This is a genomic window from Escherichia sp. WS3227_2, from assembly GCF_046486495.1.
Taxonomy (GTDB): Bacteria; Pseudomonadota; Gammaproteobacteria; order Enterobacterales; family Enterobacteriaceae; genus Escherichia; species Escherichia coli.
Window position 1 is genome coordinate 61,593 of record NZ_JBJQLG010000012.1, and the last position, 25,471, is coordinate 87,063.

Sequence of the window (25,471 nt, forward strand, 5' to 3'; positions counted from 1 at the left end):
TTACCAGCCAGGCACCGCGCCACCGTTAAAGATGGTTTCTGCCGCTTTAGCGACTTCGGATGATTGATAAGATTGCAGAAATTCCTTCACGTTTTCTGCATTCTTATTATCTTCCCGTGCTACCAGAATATTCACATACGGCGAATTCTTATCTTCAATAAATACGCTGTCGTGCACCGGAGAAAGCCCGGTCTGCTGAATGTAAGTGGTGCTGATAATCGCCACATCAACTTTGGGATCATCCAGTACGCGCGGGAGCTGCGCCCCCTCGAGTTCCATAATCTGCAAATGACGAGGATTCTCGGTTATATCCAGCGCGGTAGGTAGTAACCCTTTTCCCTCTTTCAGAGTAATTAGCTTCTCTTTTTGCAACAGTAAAAGCGCGCGACCAAGGTTGGTCGGGTCGTTGGGGATCGCCACTGTCGCGCCTTCTTTTATTTGCGCCACTGTTTTGATTTTTTTGGAATAACCCGCCATGGGGAAGACAAACGTATTTCCCACCGCTACCAGTTTATAACCATGCGCCTGATTATCTTGTTCAAGAAAGGGTCGATGCTGGAAGACGTTCGCATCAAGCTCGCCATGATTTGTCGCATCGTTCGGTAGCAACGAACCGCTAAATCCTACCAGTTCAACATCGAGGCCATATTTCTCTTTTGCCACCTTTTTAGCGACTTTCGCGACATCTTGTTCTGCGCCATTAATAACGCCCACTTTAATGTGCTTTTCATCGCTGCTGCTCTGGTCGCAACCTGCCAGCAGAATTCCTGCCAGTAATAATGCGGCCCCCGCCCGTAGATGATGTGTTGTCAGTTTCACTTTTTTATCCTTTTTTTAATCGTTAACTGACTATAATGGCAAGATCACTACGATTTAAAAAACGAAAAGCTATCGAATAGAAGAAAAAGGTATATAAAACTGGCACTTCTTACTGACCACGCAAACACCTTTCGTACAGCATGATGAGAGCGGCAAAAGCAAACTACACTTATGCTTCATTCGATGCACATTTGCAGAAGGTTGCAGCTATGAAGCCAACGATGCTACTCATGATTACCGTATTCCTGACTTTCCCAGCCATTTCTCAGGCCGAATCGCCATTCAGTTCTCTACAGTCGGCAAAAGAAAAGACCACGGTATTGCAAGATTTACGTAAAATTTGCACGCCACAGGCGTCATTATCAGACGAAGCGTGGGAAAAATTAATGTTGTCTGATGAGAGTAACAAACAACATATCCGCGAAGCTATTGTGGCGATGGAGCGTAATAATCAGAATAACTACTGGGAAGCGCTGGGTAAGGTGGAATGCCCGGATATGTGAATTTCGCACACCTCCGCGCTCAGGCCAGCAGCCGCTGACGTACGCTCGCACATCAGTAAATCACCTGCTTTTTCAAATTCCAATCAAAATTGCACCCGTTCATCAGGATTGTGGAGGAATTTCCCTCTACATTGTTTTCATTTCATCACATAGAAAATCTTATCTCATTGAAACAATACTTGTTTTTAATGCAGAAAAGGAAGCCCAACGGATGGGCATAAAAATGAGCGAATTTTGATATCACCCCCCTCTAAAAAATGGTGAAGTCTGAACAAAGAATGTTCGAAAGGAGAGAGTAGAGATGGAAAGCGCAAATCTGGATTTAGAAGAAAATAAAGAAATTGCCAGTAAGTTCGAACGTGCATTAGGTATGGGAGCAACACTTGCAGAGCTGCATGGCATTACTCCGGATACCCTTGAAGGCGTTTATGCTTACGCTTATAACTTTTATGAAAAAGGAAGACTTGACGAAGCTGAGCTCTTTTTTAAATTTCTCTGTATTTATGATTTCCAAAATTATAACTATTTAAAAGGATATGCCGCCGTCTGTCAGTTGAAGAAAGATTATCAAAAGGCATTCGACATGTATCATATCTGTTTAATGCTATCTCCCGATAACGATTTCTCTTTGGTTTATTATATGGGCCAATGCCAGATGGGCTTAAAAAACACTAAAATGGCCACGGAGTTATTTAATACAGTCGTAACCTACAGCCAAAATGAAAAAGTTAAAGAGATGGCTACTGCTTATCTTGAACTCTTGACAGCCAATACCGAAGAGGAAGTTCAAACAGAGTGAGTCGGCAAAATGAACATAAACGGAAAAAACTCTTCTTTTACGCCTGAAGAGTTAATCAGGAAATATCATGAGGAAGCCCCGGTTGATTTAAAAAATAACCATGGCGATAAAATAAATGAGAAGAATAACAATAAACACATTACTTACTTTCCCGTTGATGCCATTTTAGATGGGAATAAACATCTGCCATGAGTTAAATAAAAAAGAATTAATTACACCCGATGATAGCTTAAAAAGGAGGTGAATTATGTCGGCACCGATTACGGGACAAACGATCACGTTTGAACAAATCAGCGAAACATTGCGCACACAGTATAGCGATGCGGAAAAAAGACTGCAGGACAGCAACAAAACGCAAGTTGATCCCATGCGGCTTAATAAAAACCCGAAATCCCTTGATAATGATATTCGCGCTCGTCTTGAAAACAAACCGATGCTTGCTCCGCCTGAAATGCAGGTTTTAGATTCAGACAACGCCACTACAGCAAAGACGAACGATGCCCGCCTGACGATGATTTTGGGTAATCTAACAGGCATTGCCGATCAGGATATTACAACACGATTGCATAATAACCTTGACAGCACCCTGCTTCGACACGAAATGGCACATAATAAGTTTCGTGAATTAAGTGACGCTTACTCCTCGTCATTAGATTCCGCGCAAAAAGCCGACGACATCATGCATCAGGCCAATAATAATTACAATGCGGTCGATAAAAAGGTGCAATCGCTGGAGAAAAAAGTCAACACATTGAATCAAGAGCTGTCGCAACTGCAACCTGGCGATCCGCAATATAATAAAGTACTGACGCAAAAAAATGCGGCTGAGAAAACACTCACGCTGTCATTACAAAAAAAATCGTTAGCTGAGAAATCGTTAAATACAGCCATTATGGATGCTGATGCTGCGATCGGCCAAAGTATGGAAATTTTTGACGAAATTCAACAGCAAGAACAGATTAATAACTTTACCACCAATATTTGCCTGACCCAGGAAAACCAGAAAAACAGAAACGCGACAGCCACATTTATCCTTTTGATTACCTCAGTAATGGAAGTTATTGGTGATACCAATTGCGAATCGATCAAAAATCAATCTGAGGTAATGAAAGAGATTAACCATGTCAGGGAAAATAAACTCAATGAAACAGCGCGTAAATATACTAAATGGACAAAAGTTGTAAAAATCATTACTGAGTGTATAACTGTAGTTACCTTTGCCGTAAGTGCAGTCTTAATTGTTGTAGGTATTGTCGCTTCTATTCCAAGTGCTGGAGCAAGCTTTGCTGGAGCAGTGGCACTTATTGGAGGAATAGCGGGGGCAGTAGTATTAGGTGTTGATATCATCTGTCAAATCGCTCTGGGCACCACGGCTACCGGTTGGATTTTAGGAAAACTTACTGAGGGTCTTGCGGGTATTATTTCAAAATATGACCCCACGCTACTGGCAATCTGCGCTCTTCTGGACGTCTTTGGTGTTAAACAAACGACTATTGATTTGGTACAAGATATTTACTCAACTACAGCCGCCTCTATTGTTATGGTAACATTAATGATTGGTGCAGCGGTAATTTGTTCTGTCGCAATAAGTGAACTTGTAAAGGCGCTATCAAAAACTGCTGCTGAAGAAATCACAAAAGAAATAACAAAGAGTATAAAATCAACCGTAGAAACCATCATTAAATCTGTTTCAAAAAAATTCATGTCTGCATTAGATGCTGTGGGCAATAAAATAACAGAATCAGCAGAGCTGATATTATTACTCGCAAAATTAGCCAAAGGACTTGAACAAATTAGCGCAGCAGTGTGTTCAATAGCAACATCGACCATGAATGTATTTGTATCTGGGAATTCCGCAGATATGGAAATTCTTCAGCAGGATATGAGTAATTTATCAAAAACGCGCGAACAAATGCTTACAGTGATGCAAAGGATAGATAAAACCGTTGAACAAGAGGTTGCTCAGATGGTGCGTGTATTACAACACCGAACTGAAGCTTTGAAATTTGCTTCTCATTCTATCGTATAAGAGGATTCAAAAATGACCAATAATATTAGCAATATAAACAATACAGCTCATAATAAGAATCTCGATAAAACAACATTCGATGAACAACCTGCTTATGAAACAAGAGTATCACAAGCTAAAAAAATACTGCAAAGTTTTGCGCCAAATGATATTAAAGTTGACACAAATACTAAATTTATTAGTCTGATAGAGTCTGTCCGTGCTCTCTCTCCTGAATTACAATGTAAGGTACTAGATGGTCTTAATTATGCTAAGAATACACTACATAATATAAATCAAAATTCTGCCATAGCGACAAAATCATCCTGTCAGTCTGCTGAGTCAAAAGAGAAAACCATAACATTTAATATTCTCGATATGTTAGATAATTTGACGATGAGGCAACAGAACATTATGGAGGCCTTTCTAAGAGTCTTTACATCAATGTACAATGCCTCTGCCAAGGCCGAGGCTAGCATGAGCATCCTATTTGAAGAGCTTGTCCAATTTCAGAGTAAAGAAACAATTAATTCATCTAAGGAAAATTTAGCTGGTGCCGCAGCGGGTGCAATTGTTAATGTGGTTGGAGTTGGAGTAATCGCGAAGGCAGAATATAATAAGCCTGCAGGTAAAATAGATGATGTCACCCCAAACCAGGAACAAAAAACAGACACACCGGAAGACCAACAGAAGTTAAAGTCAAAAGAAGATGTGAAAAAAGCAAAAGCCAGACTTTCTGATATAAAAAAAGAACAAAAAACATTATCAAACGATACTAAAGTTGAAAATGACACAAAACAAGAACAACTTAGTAAATTAGAAAAAGAAAAAGATAGTATCAATAAGCAAATTGCTGATAAACAACAAATTGATAGTCATAATAAAAAATTTAGTCGTTATCATTCTCTTTCTAATTCTCATCATCTCTTTCAAGCTTTTGGCAGTACAATGCAATCCAGCGGTACTTTAGCGGCAGAATATACTCATGCAGAAAAAGACATTGTTGAACAGGCTAAAAATGTTATGCATTCAGTTATGAGTAGCTATCTGGATCAAATTAATCGTGATGTTCAAGGAAGAGATCAGGCACTCAATTTATTACAGCAAATAATACAAACTATTATTGATACTGATAGTGCTATCGTTCAAGGCATCCGCTCATAAATTATTGCAATAATAGTTCCTTATATTTAAGGAGGAATGACACATGATTAATAAAGATAATAATTTAAATATAGATATTCTACGTCAGCAGAATGCAAACATTCCTCTTAAAGAGGCATCCTCGCAAAGTGAGGAGCCTCATCAACTGGGAAACAGCAAAAGCGAGGGTAATTTGTATAACAGCGCCAGTAAGGATAATAATATTGGCGCTATGCTCAAGAAAGATGTTGAAAAACTATCAACTTTAGTCAGTGAACGTAGCCCGCGAAATGAAGACTGGAAATGCCAGCATGACATACAACTCAACTTCGTTAAAAACATGCTCAGAAATTTCCCAACTGAGAACCTGTCAGAGAAAGGATCTGCGCTCTTACACGAAAGTTATTCGCTGATAAAAAACGTTCTGCAGCTTACAGAAAATGTTAATACTATTGACGGAAAATTAAAGGATCCCGCTAAAATATTGACCTTGCATAACTCTGTGAGAAAAACCCTTGCTGACGTTGCTCACAACACAACCGGGTCAATTGCAATGGCAACGACCAAAGGAACCTTAACTCACGCTGTCGCTTCTTTAGAGAGTTCTGCACCTGAAGTGAGAAGTTCAGCAACCAGCAGTACTTTAACGGCCAGTAGTTCAAGCGAATTTAAAAGTGATAAATATATATGCAGTGATATTGCTGATTTGATGAGTGTGCTCGGTAGCGACTACCTCGAAATCTATGCAAATAGCGTTGAGATAATGAGCGCATACTGGCAGGACTTCAGTGAACATATCCAAAGCAATATGGGAAAATGGACTCACTCGAATAAAAAAGGCGATGCGATAGTTTTTGATGTCAATGCATTTCAAAAGGCCTTGATGCATTTTTATTATATCGATAAATATCCTAATGGTGATTTCCACTATCATTACAATCCAGACTATGTTTTATACCCTCCGGCACCAGCTGACAAAATTGGCGTTCCACTGGAAGAAGCAGAAAAATGGTGCGCCGCTTTAGGTCTTCCGGTAATTCCACCCGATCCCAAACACCGCACACCTTCTCCGATTGTCGAAGTTGAACCGCAAGGTAGCGGTCTGTATGTTATTATTCCCAACCCTCAGATTATTGACAGTATGAGTCAGTCTTCAGACTCAATGGTACACAGGGACGATAAAGGGAAGGAAAAAAATATATCTAAAGAATTCACCGGCTACGAAATAAGCACGGCTGAATACCAGGCATGGCTGGCGGGTTATAACGGCCAGGCAGAAAACATGAAAACCGACGTGCAGGTTATCACGACTAAATACAGTACAGCCAACTCTACCTACGATACAATTATCAAATTATTATCGTCAACCATTACTGCATTGTTTGATTCAGCGAAGGATTATTTACGTTTCTGATTAAGTAACACCCACAATTATCATCCACTATCTGGTCCCGAAAAATGGGACCAGCGTTTTATATTATTAAGCATCACCTTTCATTCATTTCTTCATCACAATCTTACAAAATGAGCGTTTTTTGATAGAGCAATTCTGCCAATACTTTATTTTATATTGATCAAATTAATACTATGAATAGAGAAAACGGAAGGAGCGTTCTATGCAACTGCAACATGGAAAAAATAATACACAACAATATATATTTGGCGACTTTGTATTAAAAAACAATGGAATATTATTATTCAAAAACAAAGAATATCATATTCCACCGAAAGAACTTGGCGTTATCATTCTATTACTTAATGCTGACGGTGAAATTGTTAGCAAAGAAGAGATTATCGATAAGGTCTGGAGCGCGAGTGTTGCCAGTGATGAATCTCTAACACGATGTATTTATGCATTGCGCAAACTTTTGCATGAGAATAAACAGTGTAAGTATATCGAAACGGTCTATGGTCGTGGATACCGTTTTACTGTACCTATTGTGATTGTGACCGATAATGAACCGGTAAAGTCGACCACCACTCTTGCCGTTTTTCCCTTTCGTACCGAAGGTTCGATCAATGTTCTAAAACTCCATTACGAACTTGTCCAGGGCCTTTCAAAATATGCTTTTTGTGGTTTAGATATTTTACCCGCTTCGGTAACAAATGAGGCCAGTGATTTCTCCACTATCCATCAGTTTATCAATAAAACAGGTCCAGAATATTATATTATGGGTCAGGTCGTTCACTATGGTAAAAACTGGCGTTTATTTATTGAGTTAATTCATGCCAGAACACATAAATTGATTGATCATCAAAGTATTGATTTCAATCCCGATAATCCTCTTTCCGTATTATTATCACAAGTAATTAATATTCTTATTGAAAAAATACCCAACATTAATTTTAAATCTATTAATACACAACAAATGCCATCTCTGGATTCTGCTGTTATGTATATGAATGGCAGAATGGAAATGTACCGTTATACACCAGAGAGTTTGAAACGAGCATTAGTAATATTTAGAGATTGTGTGAGTACGCAACCGCAAAATACCTTGCCCTACTGTTGCCTGGCGGAATGCCATATATCATTAGCCCTCCTTGGACTCAGTGAACAAAAACAAGCAATAACTACGGCAGTAACCTCCATTGAAAAGGCTCTTGAAATTAACCCTTCAAATTCTCAGGCATTGGGTTTACTGGGTTTAATCAGTGGGCTAAAAGATGAACATTCAGTGTCTAATGTGCTATTTAAGCAAGCACATTTACTCAAACCTAATTCGCCAGACGTTTATTATTATCAGTCTCTGCTATGTTTTTTGAACGGTGACCTTGCAAGAGCATTTAATCTAATAGAAAAAAGTATTGCTCTTGAACCCAATAAAATGGGTATAAGCATTCTTAAATTAATTATACTTTATTACACATCCCCCCTCGATAACGCGATATCTTTTGCATTAAATCTTAACAGTCAAAACACCTGTAATAATCCAATTATTACCTCTATTCTGGCTATGTTCATGGCACTGAAAGGACATAATGACAAAGCCAAAAGTTTATTGCTTAAACTTGAGCCTGAACATGGTCTTGATTACACCTGTGTTAACTCGCTTTATACGAAATTTCTGATCTATGGCGCATCTATAAAAAATGACATTATGAAGTTACTGGCAAATATTAACACCAACAAAATCAATGGTGTTATTTTGCCGTTGATTTACACTGTGTATGGTAAAAAAGAATATGAAAGGCGCTGGCAACAATTAATTAAAGACAATGATTTATGGTCAAATGTTTTGCTTCATGACCCCCGTTTGCTCAGTGTAAAAAATGAATTTAATACTATCGGTGTGATGCGTACTTCTGCGTAAGAACTAAGATAAATTGCCCTGCATATGCAGGGCAAAAATATAAGTAACATCAGAACTCTTGCAAACACAATGCGGATGAACGTGACGCTATCGAGAGATGACCATCTCCTGGATAAAATATCATACCGCTGTCGAGCCAATAATGTTCTGAGCGAAATATTCCGTCATAAGAAGTCAGATTACCATATTCACCCCATAACGAACCTACTTTTCGCGGGACAGCACCGCTAGTTGCACTCCCCACTATATCCGTACTAGACGGTAATCTATAGCCCCTATCACTACAATATGAATTAATTACACTCCATGCTTCCTGAAAATCTCCTTGGGGTAAAAACCATTTCTGCAGTGAGAATCTATATGTGACTTTATTCCCTTTATTGCTTTTCGGCGTTCCTGTAATAGTAATTTCGTTCTTTAGAATATATTCTAAAGTCACCATGCCATTACTATCGACCTGAATACCCTGTATACCGCTGGTCCAATTATAATCCGTGTTTTTCATATTGTGGGTTAATATCAGTGTAAATTTAGCACCATCAAACCCTGTTTTTGGAAAACCATCTGCCGCCCTGAATTTTGCACCATTAACACTCAGCGACTCGACTTCCACAAAAGGAAGGATGGTATAAGACGGTTGCCCGTCTACATACCAACCATTAATATGTAGATATGAGTTTAAGTTTTCTCCTTCTTTGTAGGCCATATAGGTACGCTCATATCTGCCATCACCTACAAATGTCCAACTGGACCAATGTTTCTTTTCCACATTTTGTAAGTACACTGCATCATCTGTCAGCAAATCCAGACCGTCATTCACAGGATTGCCAAATTCATCAGCTAATAAAACACTGACAGGTATATCCGCCCCAGCTACCACTAAAAGTTCGTGTATACGAAGCTGTGAACGAAACTTACTTACTTCACCTCTGTTAATAGTGTAGCTTTTTGAATAATTGGCATCGACCCAACCCGCCATCTTCAGTTGCGCATTCAAATTCGCTTCCGCAAAATGTGCCATATACTGTCTTTGATATTGCCCATTGCCATTGTATATCCAATTATTGCCTTGAATAGAATCAGCGTTCCTGACTTGTACGTTTTCCTCATTAAGCTGAACGACACCATCAGTAATAAAGTTACCCTGGGCATCTTTAAGAACAACGGTCACCGTTATGCTATCCCCAGCGATATATTTCGTTTTGTCCGTGACTATCGTGGATTGAGATTTTGCCGCCGCACCTGGTTGTATCCCGTATAATGAGGACTTAATCTCCGTTCCCCATGTTTTTAATTTCAGACTGGCAACCAGATTTTCCTCGGCAACCCATGCTGTCCAGACAATGGTATATTCACCATTATTCTGCTCGACCCACTGCAGAGAATCGGGAGTTGCGCCACCTACCGCGAAATTATCGATATAAGACTCGATGACTTCTGATGTCAGCCCTAAAGCAGGGTTACCAAACTCATCCCGCAACGTTATTGTGACGGTTAATGGCTCCCCAGCGATATATGCCAATTTATCTGTCCTGATAGCAGAATTTGCCTGCACCGGAGCACCTCTGTGGATGGAATAACTCTCTGATTGTTTACTGCTGCCCCATTCAGACAACTTCAGCGTCGCGTGGTGAGAGTCTCCCGCCATTTGCGCCGACCATGTAGCAGTATAAACACCGGCAGTTTCAGACCATCCTCCTGAACGTACGGCTCCTTCTACTGTTACGTTATCACCAGACAATAAGGACTCGCCCCCTTCAACCAGGTTACCGTGCGCGTCTTTCAGCGTCACAGCGACGGTTATAGTGTCACCAGCGGTGTAGGCGTTTTTATCCGTAGCGATAGTTGATGTGGCTTGCGCCGGAGAACCGGACTGTATGTCATAGCGATCTGACGTTACACCATCACTCCACGTCTGCAATTGCAGGTTGGCGTGCTGATTGGTACTGGCAATCGTCGCCATACGGGTTGTGGTATACACGCCACCTGATTCAACCCAGCTTCCCGTTTCTGACGGGTCGGTGCCAGCCACCGTCAGCACACCATTAGCGGCTAACTGTGAAGCTGCACCGGTTACCAGATTATCGAACGCATCCCGGAGCGTTACCGTGATGGTGATTGTCTCTCCAACCGTATAGTTCGACTTATTTGTTTCAACGGATGAAGTGAGCTGCGATGCATCACCAGGTACAAAGGTGACGTTCTGGCTCTGGCTGCTGTTGTTGATGCTGGCGGTGACTGTACTGGTGCCTGCCGTCTGACTGGTGACAATGATCTCCACCGTGCCGTCCGGCTGCGTGGTGACCGTCGGGGCAACCGTTGCGCCGTTGCCTGCCGTCACGCTGACCGTCTGCCCGGCAAGCGTATTACCGAACGCATCGGTCACCCTCGCCCGCAGCGTGTTCGCCGTCGAACCGTCCGCCTCTGAACCATCCTTAATGACCACCAGATCCGCGATCTTCGCCGTCCTGACATCAGCGATAAATGTCACGTTCTGGCTCAGGGTGCTGTTATTGATGCTGACGGTGACCGCACTGATTCCGGCGGTCTGACTGGTGACACTGATCTCCACCGTGCCGTCCGGCTTTGTGGTCATCGTCGAAGCGACCGCTGCACCGTTGTCCGCCATCACGCTGACCGTCTGGCCGGCAAGCGCATTACCGAACGCATCGGTGACCCTCACCCGCAGCGTGTTCGCCATTGCGCCGTCAGCCACGGCGTTATCCTGCGTCACCTCCAGACTCGCGATCTGCGCCGTCCTGACATCGGCGATAAACGTCACATCCCGGCTCTGGCTGCTGTTGTTGATGCTGGCGGTGACTGTACTGGCTCCGGCGGTCTGACTGGTGATAGAGATTTCCACCGTGCCGTCCGGCTGCGTGGTGACCGTCGGAGCGACCGTTGCGCCATTGCCTGCTGTCACGCTGACCGTCTGCCCGGCAAGCGTATTACCGAACGCATCGGTGACCTTCACCCGCAGCGTGTTCGCCGTCGAACCGTCCGCCTCTGAACCATCCTTAATTACCTCCACATCAGCGATCTTCGCCGTCCTGATATCGGCGATAAATGTCACATCCCGGCTCTGACTGCTGCTGTTGATGCTGACGGTGACTGCGCTAACTCCCGCCGTCTGACTGGTAACACTGATTTCCGCCGTGCCGTCCGGCTTTGTGGTTTCCGTCAAAGCGACCGTTGCACCGTTGTCTGCCAACACGCTGACCGTCTGCCCATTCAGCGCATTCCCGAACGCATCGGTGACCTTCACCTGCAGCGTGTTCGCCGTCGAACCGTCTGCCTCTGAACCATCCTTAATAACCACCAGGTCCGCGATCTGCGCCGTGCTGGCATCGGCGATAAATGTCACATCCCGGCTCTGACTGCTGCTGTTGATGCTGGCAGTGACTGTACTGACTCCCGCCGTCTGACTGGTGACAGAGATCTCCACCGTGCCGTCCGGATGCGTGGTGACCGTCGGAGCGACCGCTGCACCGTTGTCCGCCATCACGCTGACCGTCTGCCCGGCAAGCGTATTACCGAACGCATCGGTGACCCTCACCCGCAGCGTGTTCGCCATTGCGCCGTCAGCCACGGCGTTATCCTGCGTCACCTCCAGACTCGCGATCTGCGCCGTCCTGACATCGGCGATAAACGTCACGTTCCGGCTCGCGGTACTGCTGTTGATACTGGCGGTGACGGCACTGGTGCCCGCCGTCTGGCTGGTGACACTGATCTCCACCGTGCCGTCCTGCTCGGTGATCACCGTCGGGGCAGTCGTTACGCCGTTGTCCGCCAACACGCTGACCGTCTGCCCGCCAAGCGCATTACCGAACGCATCCGTCACCCTCGCCCGCAGCATATTCGCCATTGCGCCGTCTGCCACTGAGTTATCCCGGGTGACCTCTAGATCCGCGATCTGCGCCGTCCTGACATCGGCGATAAATGTCACATCCCGGCTCTGACTGCTGCTGTTGATGGTTGCGGTGACTGTACTGATCCCCGCCGTCTGGCTGGTGACAGAGATCTCCACCGTGCCGTCCGGCTGCGTGGTGACCGTCGGAGCAGTCGTGGCACCGTTGCCTGCCATCACGCTGACCGTCTGTCCGGCAAGCGCATTACCGAACGCATCGGTCACCCTCGCCCGCAGCATGTTCGCCATTGCGCCGTCAGCCACTGAGTTATCCTGCGTCACCTCCAGACTCGCGATCTGCGCCGTGCTGACATCGGCGATAAACATCACGTTCTGACTCAGGGTGCTGTTGTTGATGGTTGCAGTGACTGTACTGGTGCCCGCCGTCTGGCTGGTGACACTGATCTCCACCGTGCCATCCGGCTGAGTGGTCATCGTCGAAGCGACCGTTGCGCCGTTATCCGCCAACACGCTGACCGTCTGCCCGCCCAGCGTATTACCGAATGCATCGGTCACCCTCGCCCGCAGCGTGTTCGCCGTCGAACCGTCCGCCTCTGAACCATCCTTAATAACCACCAGATCCGCGATCTTCGCCGTCCTGACATCGGCGATAAACATCACGTTCTGGCTCGCGGTGCTGTTGTTGATACTGGCAGTGACCGCACTGATTCCGGCGGTCTGGCTGGTGACAGAGATCTCCGCCGTCCCGTCCGGCTGCGTGGTGACCGTCGGAGCAGTCGTGGCACCGTTGCCTGCCAACACGCTGACCGTCTGCCCGGCAAGCACATTACCGAACGCATCGGTGACCTTCACCCGCAGCGTGTTCGCCATTGCGCCGTCAGCCACGGCGTTATCCTGGCTAACGACCAGATCCGCGATCTGCGCCGTCCTGACATCGGCGACAAATGTCACGTTCCGGCTCTGACTGCTGTTGTTGATACCGGCAGTGACTGTACTGGTGCCCGCCGTCTGGCTGGTGACACTGATCTCCACCATACCGTCCGGCTCTGTAATCACCGTCGGAGCAACCGTTGCGCCGTTGCCTGCCGTCACGCTGACCGTCTGCCCGGCAAGCGTATTACCGAACGCATCGGTCACCCTCGCCCGCAGCGTGTTCGCCATTGCGCCGTCAGCCACGGCGTTATCCTGGCTAACGACCAGATCCGCGATCTGCGCCGTCCTGACATCGGCGACAAATGTCACGTTCCGGCTCTGACTGCTGTTGTTGATACCGGCAGTGACTGTACTGGTGCCCGCCGTCTGGCTGGTGACACTGATCTCCACCATACCGTCCAGCTCTGTAATCACCGTCGGAGCAACCGTTGCGCCGTTGCCTGCCGTCACGCTGACCGTCTGCCCGGCAAGCGCATTACCGAACGCATCGGTCACCCTCGCCCGTAGCGTGTTCGCCGTCAAACCGTCCGCCTCTGAACCATCCTTAATGACCACCAGATCCGCGATCTGCGCCGTCCTGACATCAGCGATAAATGTCACGTTCTGGCTCAGGGTGCTGTTGTTGATGCTGACGGTGACCGCACTGATTCCGGCGGTCTGACTGGTGACACTGATCTCCACCGTGCCGTCCGGCTGCGTGGTGACCGTCGGAGCAGTCGTGGCACCGTTGCCTGCCATCACGCTGACCGTCTGTCCGGCAAGCGCATTACCGAACGCATCGGTGACCCTCGCCCGCAGCATATTCGCCATTGCACCGTCTGCCACTGAGTCGTCCTTAATGACCACCAGATCCGCGATCTGCGCCGTCCTGACATCGGCGATAAACGTGACGTTCCGGCTCGCGGTACTGCTGTTGATGCTGGCGGTGACCGCACTGGTGCCCGCCGTCTGGCTGGTGACACTGATTTCCACCGTCCCGTCCTGCCCTGTGATGACAGTCGGAGCGACCGTTGCGCCGTTGCCTGCCATCACGCTGACCGTCTGCCCGGCAAGCGTATTACCGAACGCATCGGTCACCCTCGCCCGCAGCGTATTCGCCATTGCGCCGTCAGCCACGGCGTTATCCTGCGTCACTTCCAGCACCGCAATCTGCGCCGTCCTGACATCGGCGATAAACGTCACGTCCCGGCTCTGGCTGCTGTTGTTGATGCTGGCGGTGACCGCACTGGTTCCGGCGGTCTGGCTGGTGACAGAGATCTCCACCGTGCCGTCCGGCTGCGTGGTGACCGTCGGAGCAGTCGTGGCACCGTTGCCTGCCATCACGCTGACCGTCTGCCCGGCAAGCGTATTACCGAACGCATCCGTGACCCTCGCCCGCAGCGTGTTCGCCGTCGAACCGTCTGCCACTGAGCCGTCCTTAATGACCACCAGGTCCGCGATCTGCGCCGTCCTGACATCCGCAATAAACGTCACGTCCCGGCTCAGGGTGCTGTTGTTGATACTGGCAGTGACTGCACTGACTCCCGCCGTCTGGCTGGTGACACTGATCTCCGCCGTGCCGTCCGGCTCTGTAATCACCGTTGGGGCAACCGTTGCGCCGTTGCCTGCCATCACGCTGACCGTCTGACCGGTAAGCGCATTACCGAATGCATCGGTGACCTTCACCCGCAGCATATTCGCCATTGCACCGTCTGCCACTGAGTCGTCCTTAATGACCACCAGGTCCGCGATCTTCGCCGTCCTGACATCGGCGATAAACATCACGTTCTGGCTCGCGGTGCTGTTGTTGATGGTTGCAGTGACCGCACTGATTCCGGCGGTCTGGCTGGTGACAGAGATCTCCGCCGTGCCGTCCGGCTCTGTAGTGACCGTCGGAGACACCGTTGCGCTGTTGTCTGCCGTCACGCTGACCGTCTGTCCATTCAGCGCATTCCCGAATGCATCGGTGACCCTCGCCCGCAGCATATTCGCCATTGCACCGTCAGCCACTGAGTCGTCCTTAATGACCACCAGATCAGCGATCTTCGCCGTCCTGACATCGGCAACAAACGTCACATCCCGGCTCTGGCTGCTGCTGTTGATGGTTGCAGTGACCGCACTGGTGCCCGCCGTCTGACTGGTGACACTGATCTCCACTGTGCCGTCCTGCCCTGTGATGACAGTCGGAGTGACCGTTGCGCCGTTATCCGCCAACACGCTGACCGTCTGCCCGGCTAGTGTGTTCCCGAACGCATCGGTCACCCTCACCCGCAGCGTGTTCGCCGTCGAACCGTCCGCCTCTGAACCATCCTTAATGACCACCAGATCAGCGATCTTCGCCGTGCTGACATCGGCGATAAATATCACGTTCTGACTCTGGCTACTGCTGTTGATGGTTGCAGTGACTGCACTGACTCCCGCCGTCTGGCTGGTGACACTGATTTCCACCGTGCCGTCCGGCTCGGTGATCACCGTCGGGGCAACCGTTGCGCCGTTGTCCGCCATCACGCTGACCGTCTGTCCATTCAGCGCATTCCCGAACGCATCGGTGACCTTCACCCGCAGCGTGTTCGCCATTGCGCCGTCAGCCACTGAGTTATCCTGCGTCACCTCCAGACTCGCGATCTTCGCCGTCCTGACATCGGCAACAAACGTCACGTTCCGGCTCAGGCTGCTGCTGTTGATGCTGGCAGTGACCGCACTGGTGCCTGCCGTCTGGCTGGTGACAGAGATCTCCACCGTGCCGTCCGGCTGCGTGGTGACCGTCGGAGCAGTCGTGGCACCGTTGCCTGCCAACACGCTGACCGTCTGTCCGGCAAGCGCATTACCGAACGCATCGGTGACCTTCACCCGCAGCGTGTTCGCCATTGCACCGTCTGCCACTGAGTCGTCCTTAATGACCACCAGATCCGCGATCTTCGCCGTCTTGACATCGGCGATAAATGTCACGTTCTGACTCTGAGTACTGCTGTTGATGGTTGCAGTGACTGCACTGACTCCCGCCGTCTGGCTGGTGACACTGATTTCCACCGTGCCGTCCGGCTGCGTGGTGACCACCGGAGCAACCGTTGCGCCGTTGCCTGCCGTCACGCTGACCGTCTGCCCGGCAAGTGTATTCCCGAACGCATCGGTCACCTTCACCTGCAGCGTATTCGCCATTGCGCCGTCTGCCACTGAGTCGTCCTTAATGACCACCAGGTCCGCGATCTTCGCCGTGCTGACATCGGCAATAAACGTCACGTTCCGGCTCTGGCTGCTGTTGTTGATGCTGGCGGTGACCGCACTGGTTCCGGCGGTCTGGCTGGTGACAGAGATCTCCACCGTGCCGTCCGGCTGCGTGGTGACCGTCGGAGCAGTCGTGGCACCGTTGCCTGCCAACACGCTGACCGTCTGTCCGGCAAGCGCATTACCGAACGCATCGGTGACCCTCGCCCGCAGCATATTCGCCATTGCACCGTCTGCCACTGAGTCGTCCTTAATGACCACCAGGTCTGCGATCTTCGCCGTCCTGACATCGGCGATAAATGTCACGTTCTGACTCAGGGTGCTGTTGTTAATGCTGGCAGTGACCGCACTGGTGCCTGCCGTCTGGCTGGTGACACTGATCTCCACCGTGCCGTCCGGCTCTGTGGTGACGGTCGAAGCAACCGTTGCGCCGTTGTCCGCCAACACGCTGACCGTCTGTCCGGCAAGTGCATTACCGAACGCATCGGTGACCCTCGCCCGCAGCGTGTTCGCCGTCGAACCGTCCGCCTCTGAACCATCCTTAATGACCACCAGATCCGCGATCTTCGCCGTCCTGACATCGGCGATAAATGTCACGTTCTGACTCTGAGTACTGCTGTTGATGGTTGCAGTGACTGCACTGACTCCCGCCGTCTGGCTGGTGACTGAGATCTCCAACGTCCCGTCCGGCTCTGTGATGACCGTTGGGGCTGTCGTTGCGCCGTTGTCCGCCAACACGCTGACCGTCTGCCCGGCTAGCGTGTTCCCGAACGCATCCGTCACCCTCACCCGCAGCGTGTTCGCCGTCGAACCGTCCGCCTCTGAACCATCCTTAATGACCACCAGATCAGCGATCTTCGCCGTCCCGACATCTGCGATAAATGTCACATCCCGGCTCTGGCTGCTGGTGTTGATGCTGGCAGTGACCGCACTGGTTCCGGCCGTCTGGCTGGTGACAGAGATCTCCACCGTGCCATCCGGCTGCGTAGTGACTGTCGGAGCAGTCGTGGCACCGTTGCCTGCCAACACGCTGACCGTCTGCCCGGCAAGCGTATTACCGAACGCATCGGTGACCTTCACCCGCAGCGTGTTCGCCGTCGAACCGTCCGCCTCTGAACCATCCTTAATGACCACCAGCTCCGCGACCTGCGCCGTGCTAACATCAGCAACAAAGTTCACCGTTTTACTATCGCTGCTTTGATTAACCTTAGCCTCAACAGTGCTGGCATCCGCTACGGTACTGCTCAGATCAACCTCTGCCATGCCATGCGCATCCGTCCTGATATCTGCGCTCTGCCCTGCATTGGCAAATACAGCCGCCCCCTTCGTCACCGTAAAGGTGACGGTCTGCTCCGGCAGCACATTGCCAAACTGATCTTCCACCCGGACATTCACCGTATGTCGATCGCTGCCATTCGCCAGCACATCCGGGTTACCCGTTGTCACTTGCATCGCGACAATTTGTGCGCTGGCGGCATCGCCACTAATACTGTAATCATTTGAAGTCAAAGCGCTCGCCCAGCCGGACATCTGTAGCTGTGCTTTTAAACCGGTGCCAGGGAGTAATGCGGTATACGTTGCGGTATAAATTCCTTTTTGATCTTCATTCCAGGCGATGCTTTCCGCTTTTGTATTTGGCAGCTGGATAGCCTGGTTGATAGCGTATCGTTGCCCCCCGACCAGGTTTTCATAGCTATCCTTGAGTGTCACCGTAACTTTTATCGCACCGCCCGCGGTGTAGGCCGTTTTGTCGGTAACGATGGAGGAATAAGCCAGCACAGCTCCGCTTTCGCGGATGGCATACGCATCGGATTGCTGCGCGCTACTCCATGTCGATAGTTTCAGCGTGGCGTAATGGCGATCGCCAGCAATCTTCGCGGTTCGGGTGGTGGTGTAAACGCCGTCAGACTCTTCGCTCCAGTTACCCGTTTCATTTTTATCTGTACCGCTCACCTCGACCACACCGCTACCCGCCAGCAGCGAAGCCATCCCTTTCACCAGGTTTTTCTGCTCATCCATAAGGGTGACGGACACTTTTATCTGGCCACCCGCGGTGTATGTCACATCGTCCGTTTTGATGGTGGAGGTCAGCTGCGAGATATCGCCAGTGATAAAGCTCACTTCCACAGACTGACTACTGCCATTGATCTCGGCCTTGATAAGACTGTTTACCGCCTGGTCACTGGCAAGGTTAATGCTGGCAATCCCGTCTTTATCTGTCGTCACAATACCGCCATTTGGATCGGCAAAAACCGCCGCACCATTCACGACCGTGAAGGTAACATTTTGTCCCTGCAGTAAATTTTGATGCACATCCCTGACCGTCACAGCGACGGTATTGTGATCGCGTCTGGCAACTGCGTTATTCGCGGTGATCTGCATCGCAGCGATTTTGGCGGTATCTTTATCACCCGCAATACTGAACGCATCCGAATGTTTGGTTTTCCAGCCGGGCATCGTCAGCTGGGCCGTTAATTTGTCGCCAATAAGATGGGCCGTATAGCTTGCTTTATAAATTCCCTCACTTTCTTCCGTCCAGGCACTAACGGCATCAGCCTTCGTGTTGTCTACTTTAACGGCTTGTTTAAGAAGTTCTTTTCTTCCGGTAACCCCGTTGCCGTTATCATCTCTCAGGGTCACTTTAACGACTATCGGCTTACCCGCGACGTAATTATCCTGGTCTGTCTCAATCGTGGAGTCAGCGCGGGATGCTGTATTCGCCACGATAGCAATCAGCGCCGGCGTCTTAGCAACATTGTCGCCGTTAAATTGCGGCATCAGCGATAACGCGCCAGACGTCTTCCCGGCGGTAACTATTTGGGTATAGGTTCCGTTACCGTTGTCTTTCCATTCGCTTAAGGCGAAATCCTGCAAACCTTTTGCCTGTGTTTTTAACGTCATACCGGGGATCGGCTTGCCGCTGGAATCTCGCGCGGTATAGGTCAGCGTTGAGGTTGATTTTCCATCAGCAAGCAGGATTTGCAGATCGACAGAAAGCGTTGAATCGGCGAGGCTTAGTGTGGGTTTTTCCACGACCACCATACTTTCTTCACGCCGGGAGAAATTTCCTTTCGAATCTTCCGCTGTAACCGCTATCGGGTAAGTGTTGTCGGTTTCAGGCATTGCCGTGAATCGGTAGGGAGGAATGGTGACCTGAATATCCTTGCCGGAAACAGCTACTTTTCCGCCCGCTGATTGCAGGGAGGCGGCTTCAATGTCATAACCTTTCAGCGCATATTTGGTTTGCAAGGAAGAAACCAGCGATTTAACCTCACCCGGCTTGCCTTTCAACGGATCGGTCAGCGTCAGCCGCACCAGCTCTTTCTTGCGATATTCGAGGACAATATTGTTATTACGATCGACCAGGTCATAGCGACTGCCCACAAGGCTGCGTCGTGCTGCAACTTCAGCCGGATCGAGCTGTTTTTGCAGTGAATGACCGGGTTGCAACGTCAACTCCATACCAATTCGGGTGTCGTTTTCTCCCTGTTTGCCCTGCCGTTGCTCGGCACTAAAGGAGATCAGGGGAACGGGGGTGTAACTCAAACCTGCGGTAATCGCGTGAGGATCATTTTGTCGCTCGTCTTTACCAAACAGCGCCACTTCATCGCCATAATATTGTTCATAGACCAGCTTGCCGCCCAGCTGCGGCCAGGCCGGTAACCAGCCTTCGGCGCGAAGATCCCACCCGTTCGCCGGACGTGCTTCATAGTCATTGTCGAGTTCCGGTGCACTACGCCAGTTACTGAGGCGCAGATAACCGTTGCCGCTCAGTTTCAGGTAATCGCGCCAGTATTCAACGCCCATCCCGGTTCGGGTGTGATAGCGGGTCAGGTCATGATCGATAAACATATTGACGCCAGACATCCAGCTCGATGTGAAATAACGCCAGCCGATACCGTGGTTGGTTTGAGTGCGATCATCCGTACGGTGAAGTGTGTGCTGGCTGAAGACCAGGTTATCCGGCGTTTCGTACCAGGGATGGAGAAATTCAAATGACGAGCTTTTAAGGCTGAAATCTTCATCCACACCAAGAGATACCCGGGCAGTTCCCCAACGGCTGAGCCAGTCCGTTGCCTGCGCAGAGGCAGAAGAAGCCACCCAGCCACGCGCCATACTTGCAGCCTGTTCGCTGTCCATATCGCGCGCTAAAAGTGTTCCGCTTTGCTGCGCCACTTCCGCGACCTGCATTTGCGGATCTTTGCCATCGCGCTCCATCTGCATTGCTTTCAGGTTGCGCGCTTCAGGGCTGTTACTGTTAATGAGGGGCACATCTATTTCATCGCCCTGACGCACATTGTCAAAGCCCCGCGCAAAGGTACGGAACTGATTCAGGCGACGTAATTCATCAACGGTGATACCAAAGCGTGCCGCGACCGTTGGTGGCGATTCCAACGCACCCAGGGTATATGGAATAGTTTTAACTTTCGGCAGGATCAGTGACGCGGCAGTATCCGAGTGCGCAGGATTAATATGCGTAGGGGCAGCAGCCATAACAGGGAAAATAGTTTGTGTTATCAGGCAAATACCGGCGGTCAGACGACGTAAACGATCCCCCAATCCACATATGGTGTTATCGCCCCGACGATCGCCATTCCCATGCACTTTCCCTGCCATTTGTCATCCCTGTCGCTATGCGTTCGGATTAAATGACCTTTCTTTAACATGAGGGAAAATGATGATTCATGATTAGCAAATGATGAATACAGGCGGAATAATGGAAATAACAACAAGATAAGAACAATACCTGATCAAGGATTATCAGGAGGAAGAACAGGAGAGCTTCCCGCCAGAGCAGTAACCCCTCCTGTAAATACGTTACTTCATTTTCACCTTTGCGGTGACCAATAACGCCGTCAGCAACATCAATGTGCCAGACAACATCAACGGCGAAGTCAGACCAATATTATCCAGCGCATAACCGCCGATTGCCGCGCCACAGGTATTAGCAAGCTGAATAACCGCCACCTGAATAGACCCGGCTTTTTCTGCCTGATCGGCCAGTGAGCGGGTGATCCACGTTGACCAGCCGACAGGAACCAATGCAAAAGTTAGCCCCCAGATAATCGCCACGCCGGTAGCAACGATTTTATCGCTTCCCCACAACGTCAGCACCAACGCACTCACAGCCAGTATTAATGGCGCGCCTGCTAAGGCCAGTTTTACCGAACGTTTAAGAATGAACGACGAAAGCGACGTACCAATAAAGCTGGCGATACCAAAACTCAACAGCACCAGCGTTAAGCCATCCACGCCGAATCCCGCCAGGTTCATATACACCGGGCGAATATACGTGAAGAAAGCAAACTGCCCGGCGAAAGACATGAAGATGGCGAGCATCCCTGCCATCACACCCGGACGTTGTAATAAGCGGAAAGTATTTTGTTTCTGATGCGAGGGTTCGCCTGGCAGCGAAGGCAATGATTTGATAATCCAGAAAATACACAGCACGCCCATCACCGCCGCCGCATTAAAGACATTGCGCCAACCGATAAGCTCGCCTAAAAAACTGCCCAACGGTGCGGCAATCACCAGCGCAATAGAAACCGCGCCGAAGATCACCGACAGCGCCTTCGGCACCGTACGCGGCGGTACCAGACGCATGGTCAGCGACGCCGACATCGCCCAAAACCCGCCCAGCGCCAACCCCAGACAGGCACGACCGATTAAAAGCAAACTGAATGAGTTGGCAAAGGAAACCAGCAAACAGGAGAGCGTCAGCAAAACGGCAAACAAAATAACAACGTAGCGGCGGTCAGTGGCCTGAATTGTCTGGGTAATAAACAAACTGGCAAACATTGCCACAAAGGCGGTCACGGTCACCGATTGCCCGGCAACCCCTTCCGAAATGCCTAAATCCTGGGCCATTGGCGTCAACAAACTGACAGGCAAAAACTCAACGATAATCAGACAGGCGACGCAAAACGCCACCGAGAAAACGGCTGACCAGTTCGGTCGGGTGATGGCATCCGCGCCGCGGTTTTCGGCAATAAATTCACTCATGGTGTTACCCGTGGCATGTTTCAGGGGAAAAGCCGACCACTTTAACATTGAAATGTGTGACGCATTTAACGTTTTTGCAACTTTTACGGTGTTGTGGGAAAAGCTCGAGGCTGCTCGAAGAAATAAAAATCATAGGGCAAGGTGATATGTATTTTCGCGATTGTGTTGGGAACAAGGGATAAAGTATTGCACTTGGTGATATACTTTAATAACAGGACCTCAACGATATACGCGTGTTTAAAACCAAATGGTTTGCAAGGGAAGCCAGGTCTCATGCAATAACAGATGAAGAGTTGTGCCGGGCCATTTTAGAAACAGAACAAGGTAAAGCTGATGCACTTGGCGGTGGCTTTTTTAAAAAGCGCCTTCACAAAAATCGTGAGCGTGCAATTATTCTGGCGAAAGGGGGAAGCAATTGGTTTTACACGTTTTTATATGCAAAACAGGATATGTCGAACATCAATAGTCAGGAACTGGCTGGGTTTCGTGAACTTGCAAAGCATTATGCCTTCCTGACGAAAGCCCAACTAACAGCAATGATTAACACTAAAGAACTGACAGAGATCTGCTATGACTGCAAAAACTAAATTTAATAGTCCTGCATTTGAGGCTATTCACAGCGCAGCGGCTGGATTGTCCAGCGTCAATGCTATTTCTGCCGAAACGATGCGTACTTTTGACAAAGCCTGCCTGACCAGCGTGCAAGACTTACAACCTGTTGAGATAAAAGCACTGCGGGAAAAATTAAAAGTGAGTCAGCCCGTCTTCGCTCACTATCTCAATACCAGCGTTTCAACTGTACAAAAATGGGAAAGTGGCGCTAAACGCCCCAATGGCATTTCATTAAAACTGCTCAGCATTGTGCAAAAACACGGGCTGGAGGTGCTGCTGTAAATAGAACGTAGATAATGCGTTCACCTACTGTCAGTTCCGATACCGGATGCGGCATGAACGCCTTATCCACCCTACAGGTCAGGCGCGGTCTGTAGGCTGATAAGACGAAGCGGTTTTAATGCAACCAGTGAACGCCCTCGGCAGGCTGAAAGAACGCGTTATAGCGCATCTGAAAAGCATTAATATCCTGCATTTCAGGTTCGGTTTCGCGCAGAAAACCCAGCGCCAGCCTGACCTGAGCATCGGTAATGGGAGCGGCAAGACGGGCTTTTTGTAAAATCCGATGCCATTGCAGCAGGTTCTGTTCGCTACCATCGACAATGACAATTTGCCAGATGAGCAACACCTGCGCGGCGTTTTGCAGGTGCGACTCATCCGGACGATGCAAATAACGTAAAAATTCGTCACCGGCTGACTTTCCCATTTGATCGACCATCGACTCCACGGGTACGACATCGATATTCAGCCGATCGCTGAGACGGCGAATCGCTTTTCTGGCCCCGGATGTCAGCACCCGAAAACCAACCACAAACACTACCGCCAGCGTGGCGAGCATTATCCAGATCATGAGTTCTCCTGCGTAATCAGAACTCATGATATCTGGAAACCCTCGCCAGTTACTAATCCACCAGAATAATCTTCAGTGCAAACAGAGCTGCGACCACCACCACACACAGGTTCAGATCGCGCCAGCGCCCGGTGCACACTTTCATGATGCAGTACGACATAAAGCCGAGTGCAATCCCTTCGGTGATCGAGAAAGTAAAGGGCATCATCACCGTGGTAATAAATGCGGGCACCGATTCGGTAAAATCATCCCAGTTAACGCGCGCCAGGCTCGAAGTCATCAGCACGCCAACAAAGATTAACGCTCCGGCGGTTGCGTAAGGAGGAACCATCGCCACCAGCGGTGAGAAGAACATAACTAACAGGAACATAACGCCGACCACGACAGCCGTCAGCCCCGTGCGACCACCGACCGCCACACCAGAAGTACTTTCAATATAGGCAGTAACAGATGAGGTACCAATAAATGCGCCTGCCACCGAACTGACGCTATCAACATACAGCGCCTTATTCATATTGGGGAATTGACCGTTACTATCTATTAAGCCAGCTTTATCAGTTACACCAATTAATGTTCCTGATGAATCAAATAGGTTGATCAGCATAAAGGAGAAAATGATACCGGCGAGTTCAAGTGTTAACGCGCCGCTCAAATCTACTTCACCAATGACGCCGCTAATATCAGGCGGAATGGAATAGACACCGCTAAAATGAACATCACCGAAAAATAAGCCACAGCAAGACGTCACCACAATAGAAACAAGCACCGCGGCATGAAAATGACGTGATGACAACACGGTTATAATAAAAAACCCTAAAATACCTAACAACACGCCGTGAGAACTTAAATCGCCAATCATCACCAGGGTGTCTTTATTGGCGACAATAACGCCAGTATTTTTTAATCCCATTAAGGCGATAAATAATCCGATTCCGCTGGTGATACCAATACGTAAACTTAATGGAATGTTGGAGATCATCCAGTACCGGATACGAAATAGCGTGAGCAAAAATAGCCCAATTGCGCCCCAGAATATCGCGCCCATCCCGGTCTGCCAGGAGATACCCATCGCCCCCACGACCACGAACGCAAAGAAGGCGTTCAGCCCCATTGCTGGAGCCAGCGCCACGGGTAAGTTAGCAAATATCCCCATCGCAATACTGCCGATACCGGCAATCAAACAGGTGGTAACAAACACCACTTTCGGGTCCATTTGTGCCGCGCCGAGGATTTGCGGGTTCACAAAAACGATGTACACCATGGTTAAAAAAGTGGTCATCCCCGCAATCAATTCTGTGCGGACGGTGGTCCCATGCTGAGGTAGTTTAAATAATCGCGAAAGCGTCCCTGATTCATTACTCACGTAATCGGTATTGTCATTATTCATTTTTTTGTCCATTGGAGGAGATTTAATC

At 49.1% G+C, this 25,471-nt stretch carries 14 protein-coding genes; 9 read left to right on the forward strand and 5 right to left on the reverse strand.

The genetic code is table 11. The features are described from left to right. Positions 1 to 819 carry a lipoprotein NlpA gene (gene nlpA, locus ACJHXB_RS17325; protein ID WP_097446918.1) on the reverse strand — a complete coding sequence of 273 codons (819 nt, stop codon included), beginning with the start codon at positions 817 to 819 and terminating at the stop codon, positions 1 to 3. 209 nt (positions 820 to 1,028) lie between these two features. Between nlpA and yicS the strand changes: the two genes are divergently transcribed. The 7 genes from yicS (at position 1,029) to eilA (ending at position 8,586) form a co-directional block, all read left to right on the forward strand. Continuing rightward, on the forward strand, positions 1,029 to 1,322 hold the full coding sequence (yicS, locus tag ACJHXB_RS17330) for a protein YicS (RefSeq protein ID WP_001306625.1): 294 nt from the start codon (positions 1,029 to 1,031) through the stop codon (positions 1,320 to 1,322). Between the two features lie 301 nt (positions 1,323 to 1,623). Further along, positions 1,624 to 2,121, forward strand: a complete 498-nt coding sequence (locus tag ACJHXB_RS17335; protein ID WP_000443173.1) for a SycD/LcrH family type III secretion system chaperone — start codon at positions 1,624 to 1,626, stop codon at positions 2,119 to 2,121. A 9-nt stretch (positions 2,122 to 2,130) separates the two neighbouring features. Continuing rightward, entirely contained in the window at positions 2,131 to 2,313 is a 183-nt protein-coding gene (locus tag ACJHXB_RS17340; RefSeq protein ID WP_001024524.1) for a hypothetical protein, read from the forward strand. 55 nt (positions 2,314 to 2,368) lie between these two features. Then, the gene (locus ACJHXB_RS17345) at positions 2,369 to 4,150 is read left to right on the forward strand and encodes a type III secretion system translocon subunit SctE (protein ID WP_087890865.1); all 1,782 of its coding nucleotides are present in this window, start codon (positions 2,369 to 2,371) and stop codon (positions 4,148 to 4,150) included. A 12-nt stretch (positions 4,151 to 4,162) separates the two neighbouring features. Continuing rightward, the gene (locus ACJHXB_RS17350) at positions 4,163 to 5,293 is read left to right on the forward strand and encodes a hypothetical protein (protein ID WP_000183750.1); all 1,131 of its coding nucleotides are present in this window, start codon (positions 4,163 to 4,165) and stop codon (positions 5,291 to 5,293) included. A gap of 43 nt (positions 5,294 to 5,336) precedes the next feature. Beyond that, positions 5,337 to 6,686, forward strand: coding sequence for an IpaD/SipD/SspD family type III secretion system needle tip protein (locus tag ACJHXB_RS17355; RefSeq protein ID WP_000608458.1), 1,350 nt, complete (start codon positions 5,337 to 5,339; stop codon positions 6,684 to 6,686). Positions 6,687 to 6,888: 202 nt separating this feature from the next. Continuing rightward, positions 6,889 to 8,586: a HilA family transcriptional regulator EilA gene (gene eilA / locus ACJHXB_RS17360; protein ID WP_001176836.1), complete on the forward strand. Its 1,698-nt coding sequence runs from the start codon at positions 6,889 to 6,891 to the stop codon at positions 8,584 to 8,586. Positions 8,587 to 8,635: 49 nt separating this feature from the next. Here eilA and iatC read toward each other — a convergent pair whose 3' ends face one another. Together iatC and nepI are read right to left on the reverse strand one after the other, a co-directional pair. Then, positions 8,636 to 21,208: an inverse autotransporter adhesin IatC gene (gene iatC, locus ACJHXB_RS17365; protein ID WP_410233519.1), complete on the reverse strand. Its 12,573-nt coding sequence runs from the start codon at positions 21,206 to 21,208 to the stop codon at positions 8,636 to 8,638. A 201-nt stretch (positions 21,209 to 21,409) separates the two neighbouring features. Continuing rightward, complete coding sequence (gene nepI, locus ACJHXB_RS17370; RefSeq protein WP_001288554.1) at positions 21,410 to 22,594, reverse strand: purine ribonucleoside efflux pump NepI; 1,185 nt, start codon at positions 22,592 to 22,594, stop codon at positions 21,410 to 21,412. 233 nt (positions 22,595 to 22,827) lie between these two features. Here nepI and ACJHXB_RS17375 point away from each other — a divergent pair, with 233 nt between their 5' ends. Together ACJHXB_RS17375 and ACJHXB_RS17380 are read left to right on the forward strand one after the other, a co-directional pair. Continuing rightward, positions 22,828 to 23,181 (forward strand): type II toxin-antitoxin system RelE/ParE family toxin, encoded by a 354-nt coding sequence (locus tag ACJHXB_RS17375; RefSeq protein ID WP_001309066.1) that lies wholly within the window; start codon positions 22,828 to 22,830, stop codon positions 23,179 to 23,181. Then, on the forward strand, positions 23,165 to 23,488 hold the full coding sequence (locus tag ACJHXB_RS17380) for a helix-turn-helix domain-containing protein (protein ID WP_410233520.1): 324 nt from the start codon (positions 23,165 to 23,167) through the stop codon (positions 23,486 to 23,488). Before ACJHXB_RS17375 ends, ACJHXB_RS17380 begins: the two co-directional genes overlap by 17 nt. Before the next feature lie 115 nt (positions 23,489 to 23,603). Here the strand turns inward: ACJHXB_RS17380 and ACJHXB_RS17385 are convergent, their stop codons facing one another. Together ACJHXB_RS17385 and adeQ are read right to left on the reverse strand one after the other, a co-directional pair. Then, positions 23,604 to 24,056: a DUF1198 domain-containing protein gene (locus ACJHXB_RS17385; protein WP_001295241.1), complete on the reverse strand. Its 453-nt coding sequence runs from the start codon at positions 24,054 to 24,056 to the stop codon at positions 23,604 to 23,606. Between the two features lie 52 nt (positions 24,057 to 24,108). Then, on the reverse strand, positions 24,109 to 25,443 hold the full coding sequence (adeQ, locus tag ACJHXB_RS17390) for an adenine permease AdeQ (RefSeq protein WP_001586450.1): 1,335 nt from the start codon (positions 25,441 to 25,443) through the stop codon (positions 24,109 to 24,111). Positions 25,444 to 25,471: the final 28 nt, after the last annotated feature.

Excerpts from the sequence above, each read along its gene's own strand:
- yicS (WP_001306625.1), top strand. The coding sequence starts at position 1,029 with ATGAAGCCAACGATGCTACTCATGATTACCGTATTCCTGACTTTCCCA.
- ACJHXB_RS17335 (WP_000443173.1), top strand. The coding sequence starts at position 1,624 with ATGGAAAGCGCAAATCTGGATTTAGAAGAAAATAAAGAAATTGCCAGT.
- ACJHXB_RS17340 (WP_001024524.1), top strand. The coding sequence starts at position 2,131 with ATGAACATAAACGGAAAAAACTCTTCTTTTACGCCTGAAGAGTTAATC.
- ACJHXB_RS17345 (WP_087890865.1), top strand. The coding sequence starts at position 2,369 with ATGTCGGCACCGATTACGGGACAAACGATCACGTTTGAACAAATCAGC.
- ACJHXB_RS17350 (WP_000183750.1), top strand. The coding sequence starts at position 4,163 with ATGACCAATAATATTAGCAATATAAACAATACAGCTCATAATAAGAAT.
- ACJHXB_RS17355 (WP_000608458.1), top strand. The coding sequence starts at position 5,337 with ATGATTAATAAAGATAATAATTTAAATATAGATATTCTACGTCAGCAG.
- eilA (WP_001176836.1), top strand. The coding sequence starts at position 6,889 with ATGCAACTGCAACATGGAAAAAATAATACACAACAATATATATTTGGC.
- iatC (WP_410233519.1), bottom strand. The coding sequence starts at position 21,208 with ATGGCAGGGAAAGTGCATGGGAATGGCGATCGTCGGGGCGATAACACC.
- nepI (WP_001288554.1), bottom strand. The coding sequence starts at position 22,594 with ATGAGTGAATTTATTGCCGAAAACCGCGGCGCGGATGCCATCACCCGA.
- ACJHXB_RS17380 (WP_410233520.1), top strand. The coding sequence starts at position 23,165 with ATGACTGCAAAAACTAAATTTAATAGTCCTGCATTTGAGGCTATTCAC.
- ACJHXB_RS17385 (WP_001295241.1), bottom strand. The coding sequence starts at position 24,056 with ATGATCTGGATAATGCTCGCCACGCTGGCGGTAGTGTTTGTGGTTGGT.
- adeQ (WP_001586450.1), bottom strand. The coding sequence starts at position 25,443 with ATGAATAATGACAATACCGATTACGTGAGTAATGAATCAGGGACGCTT.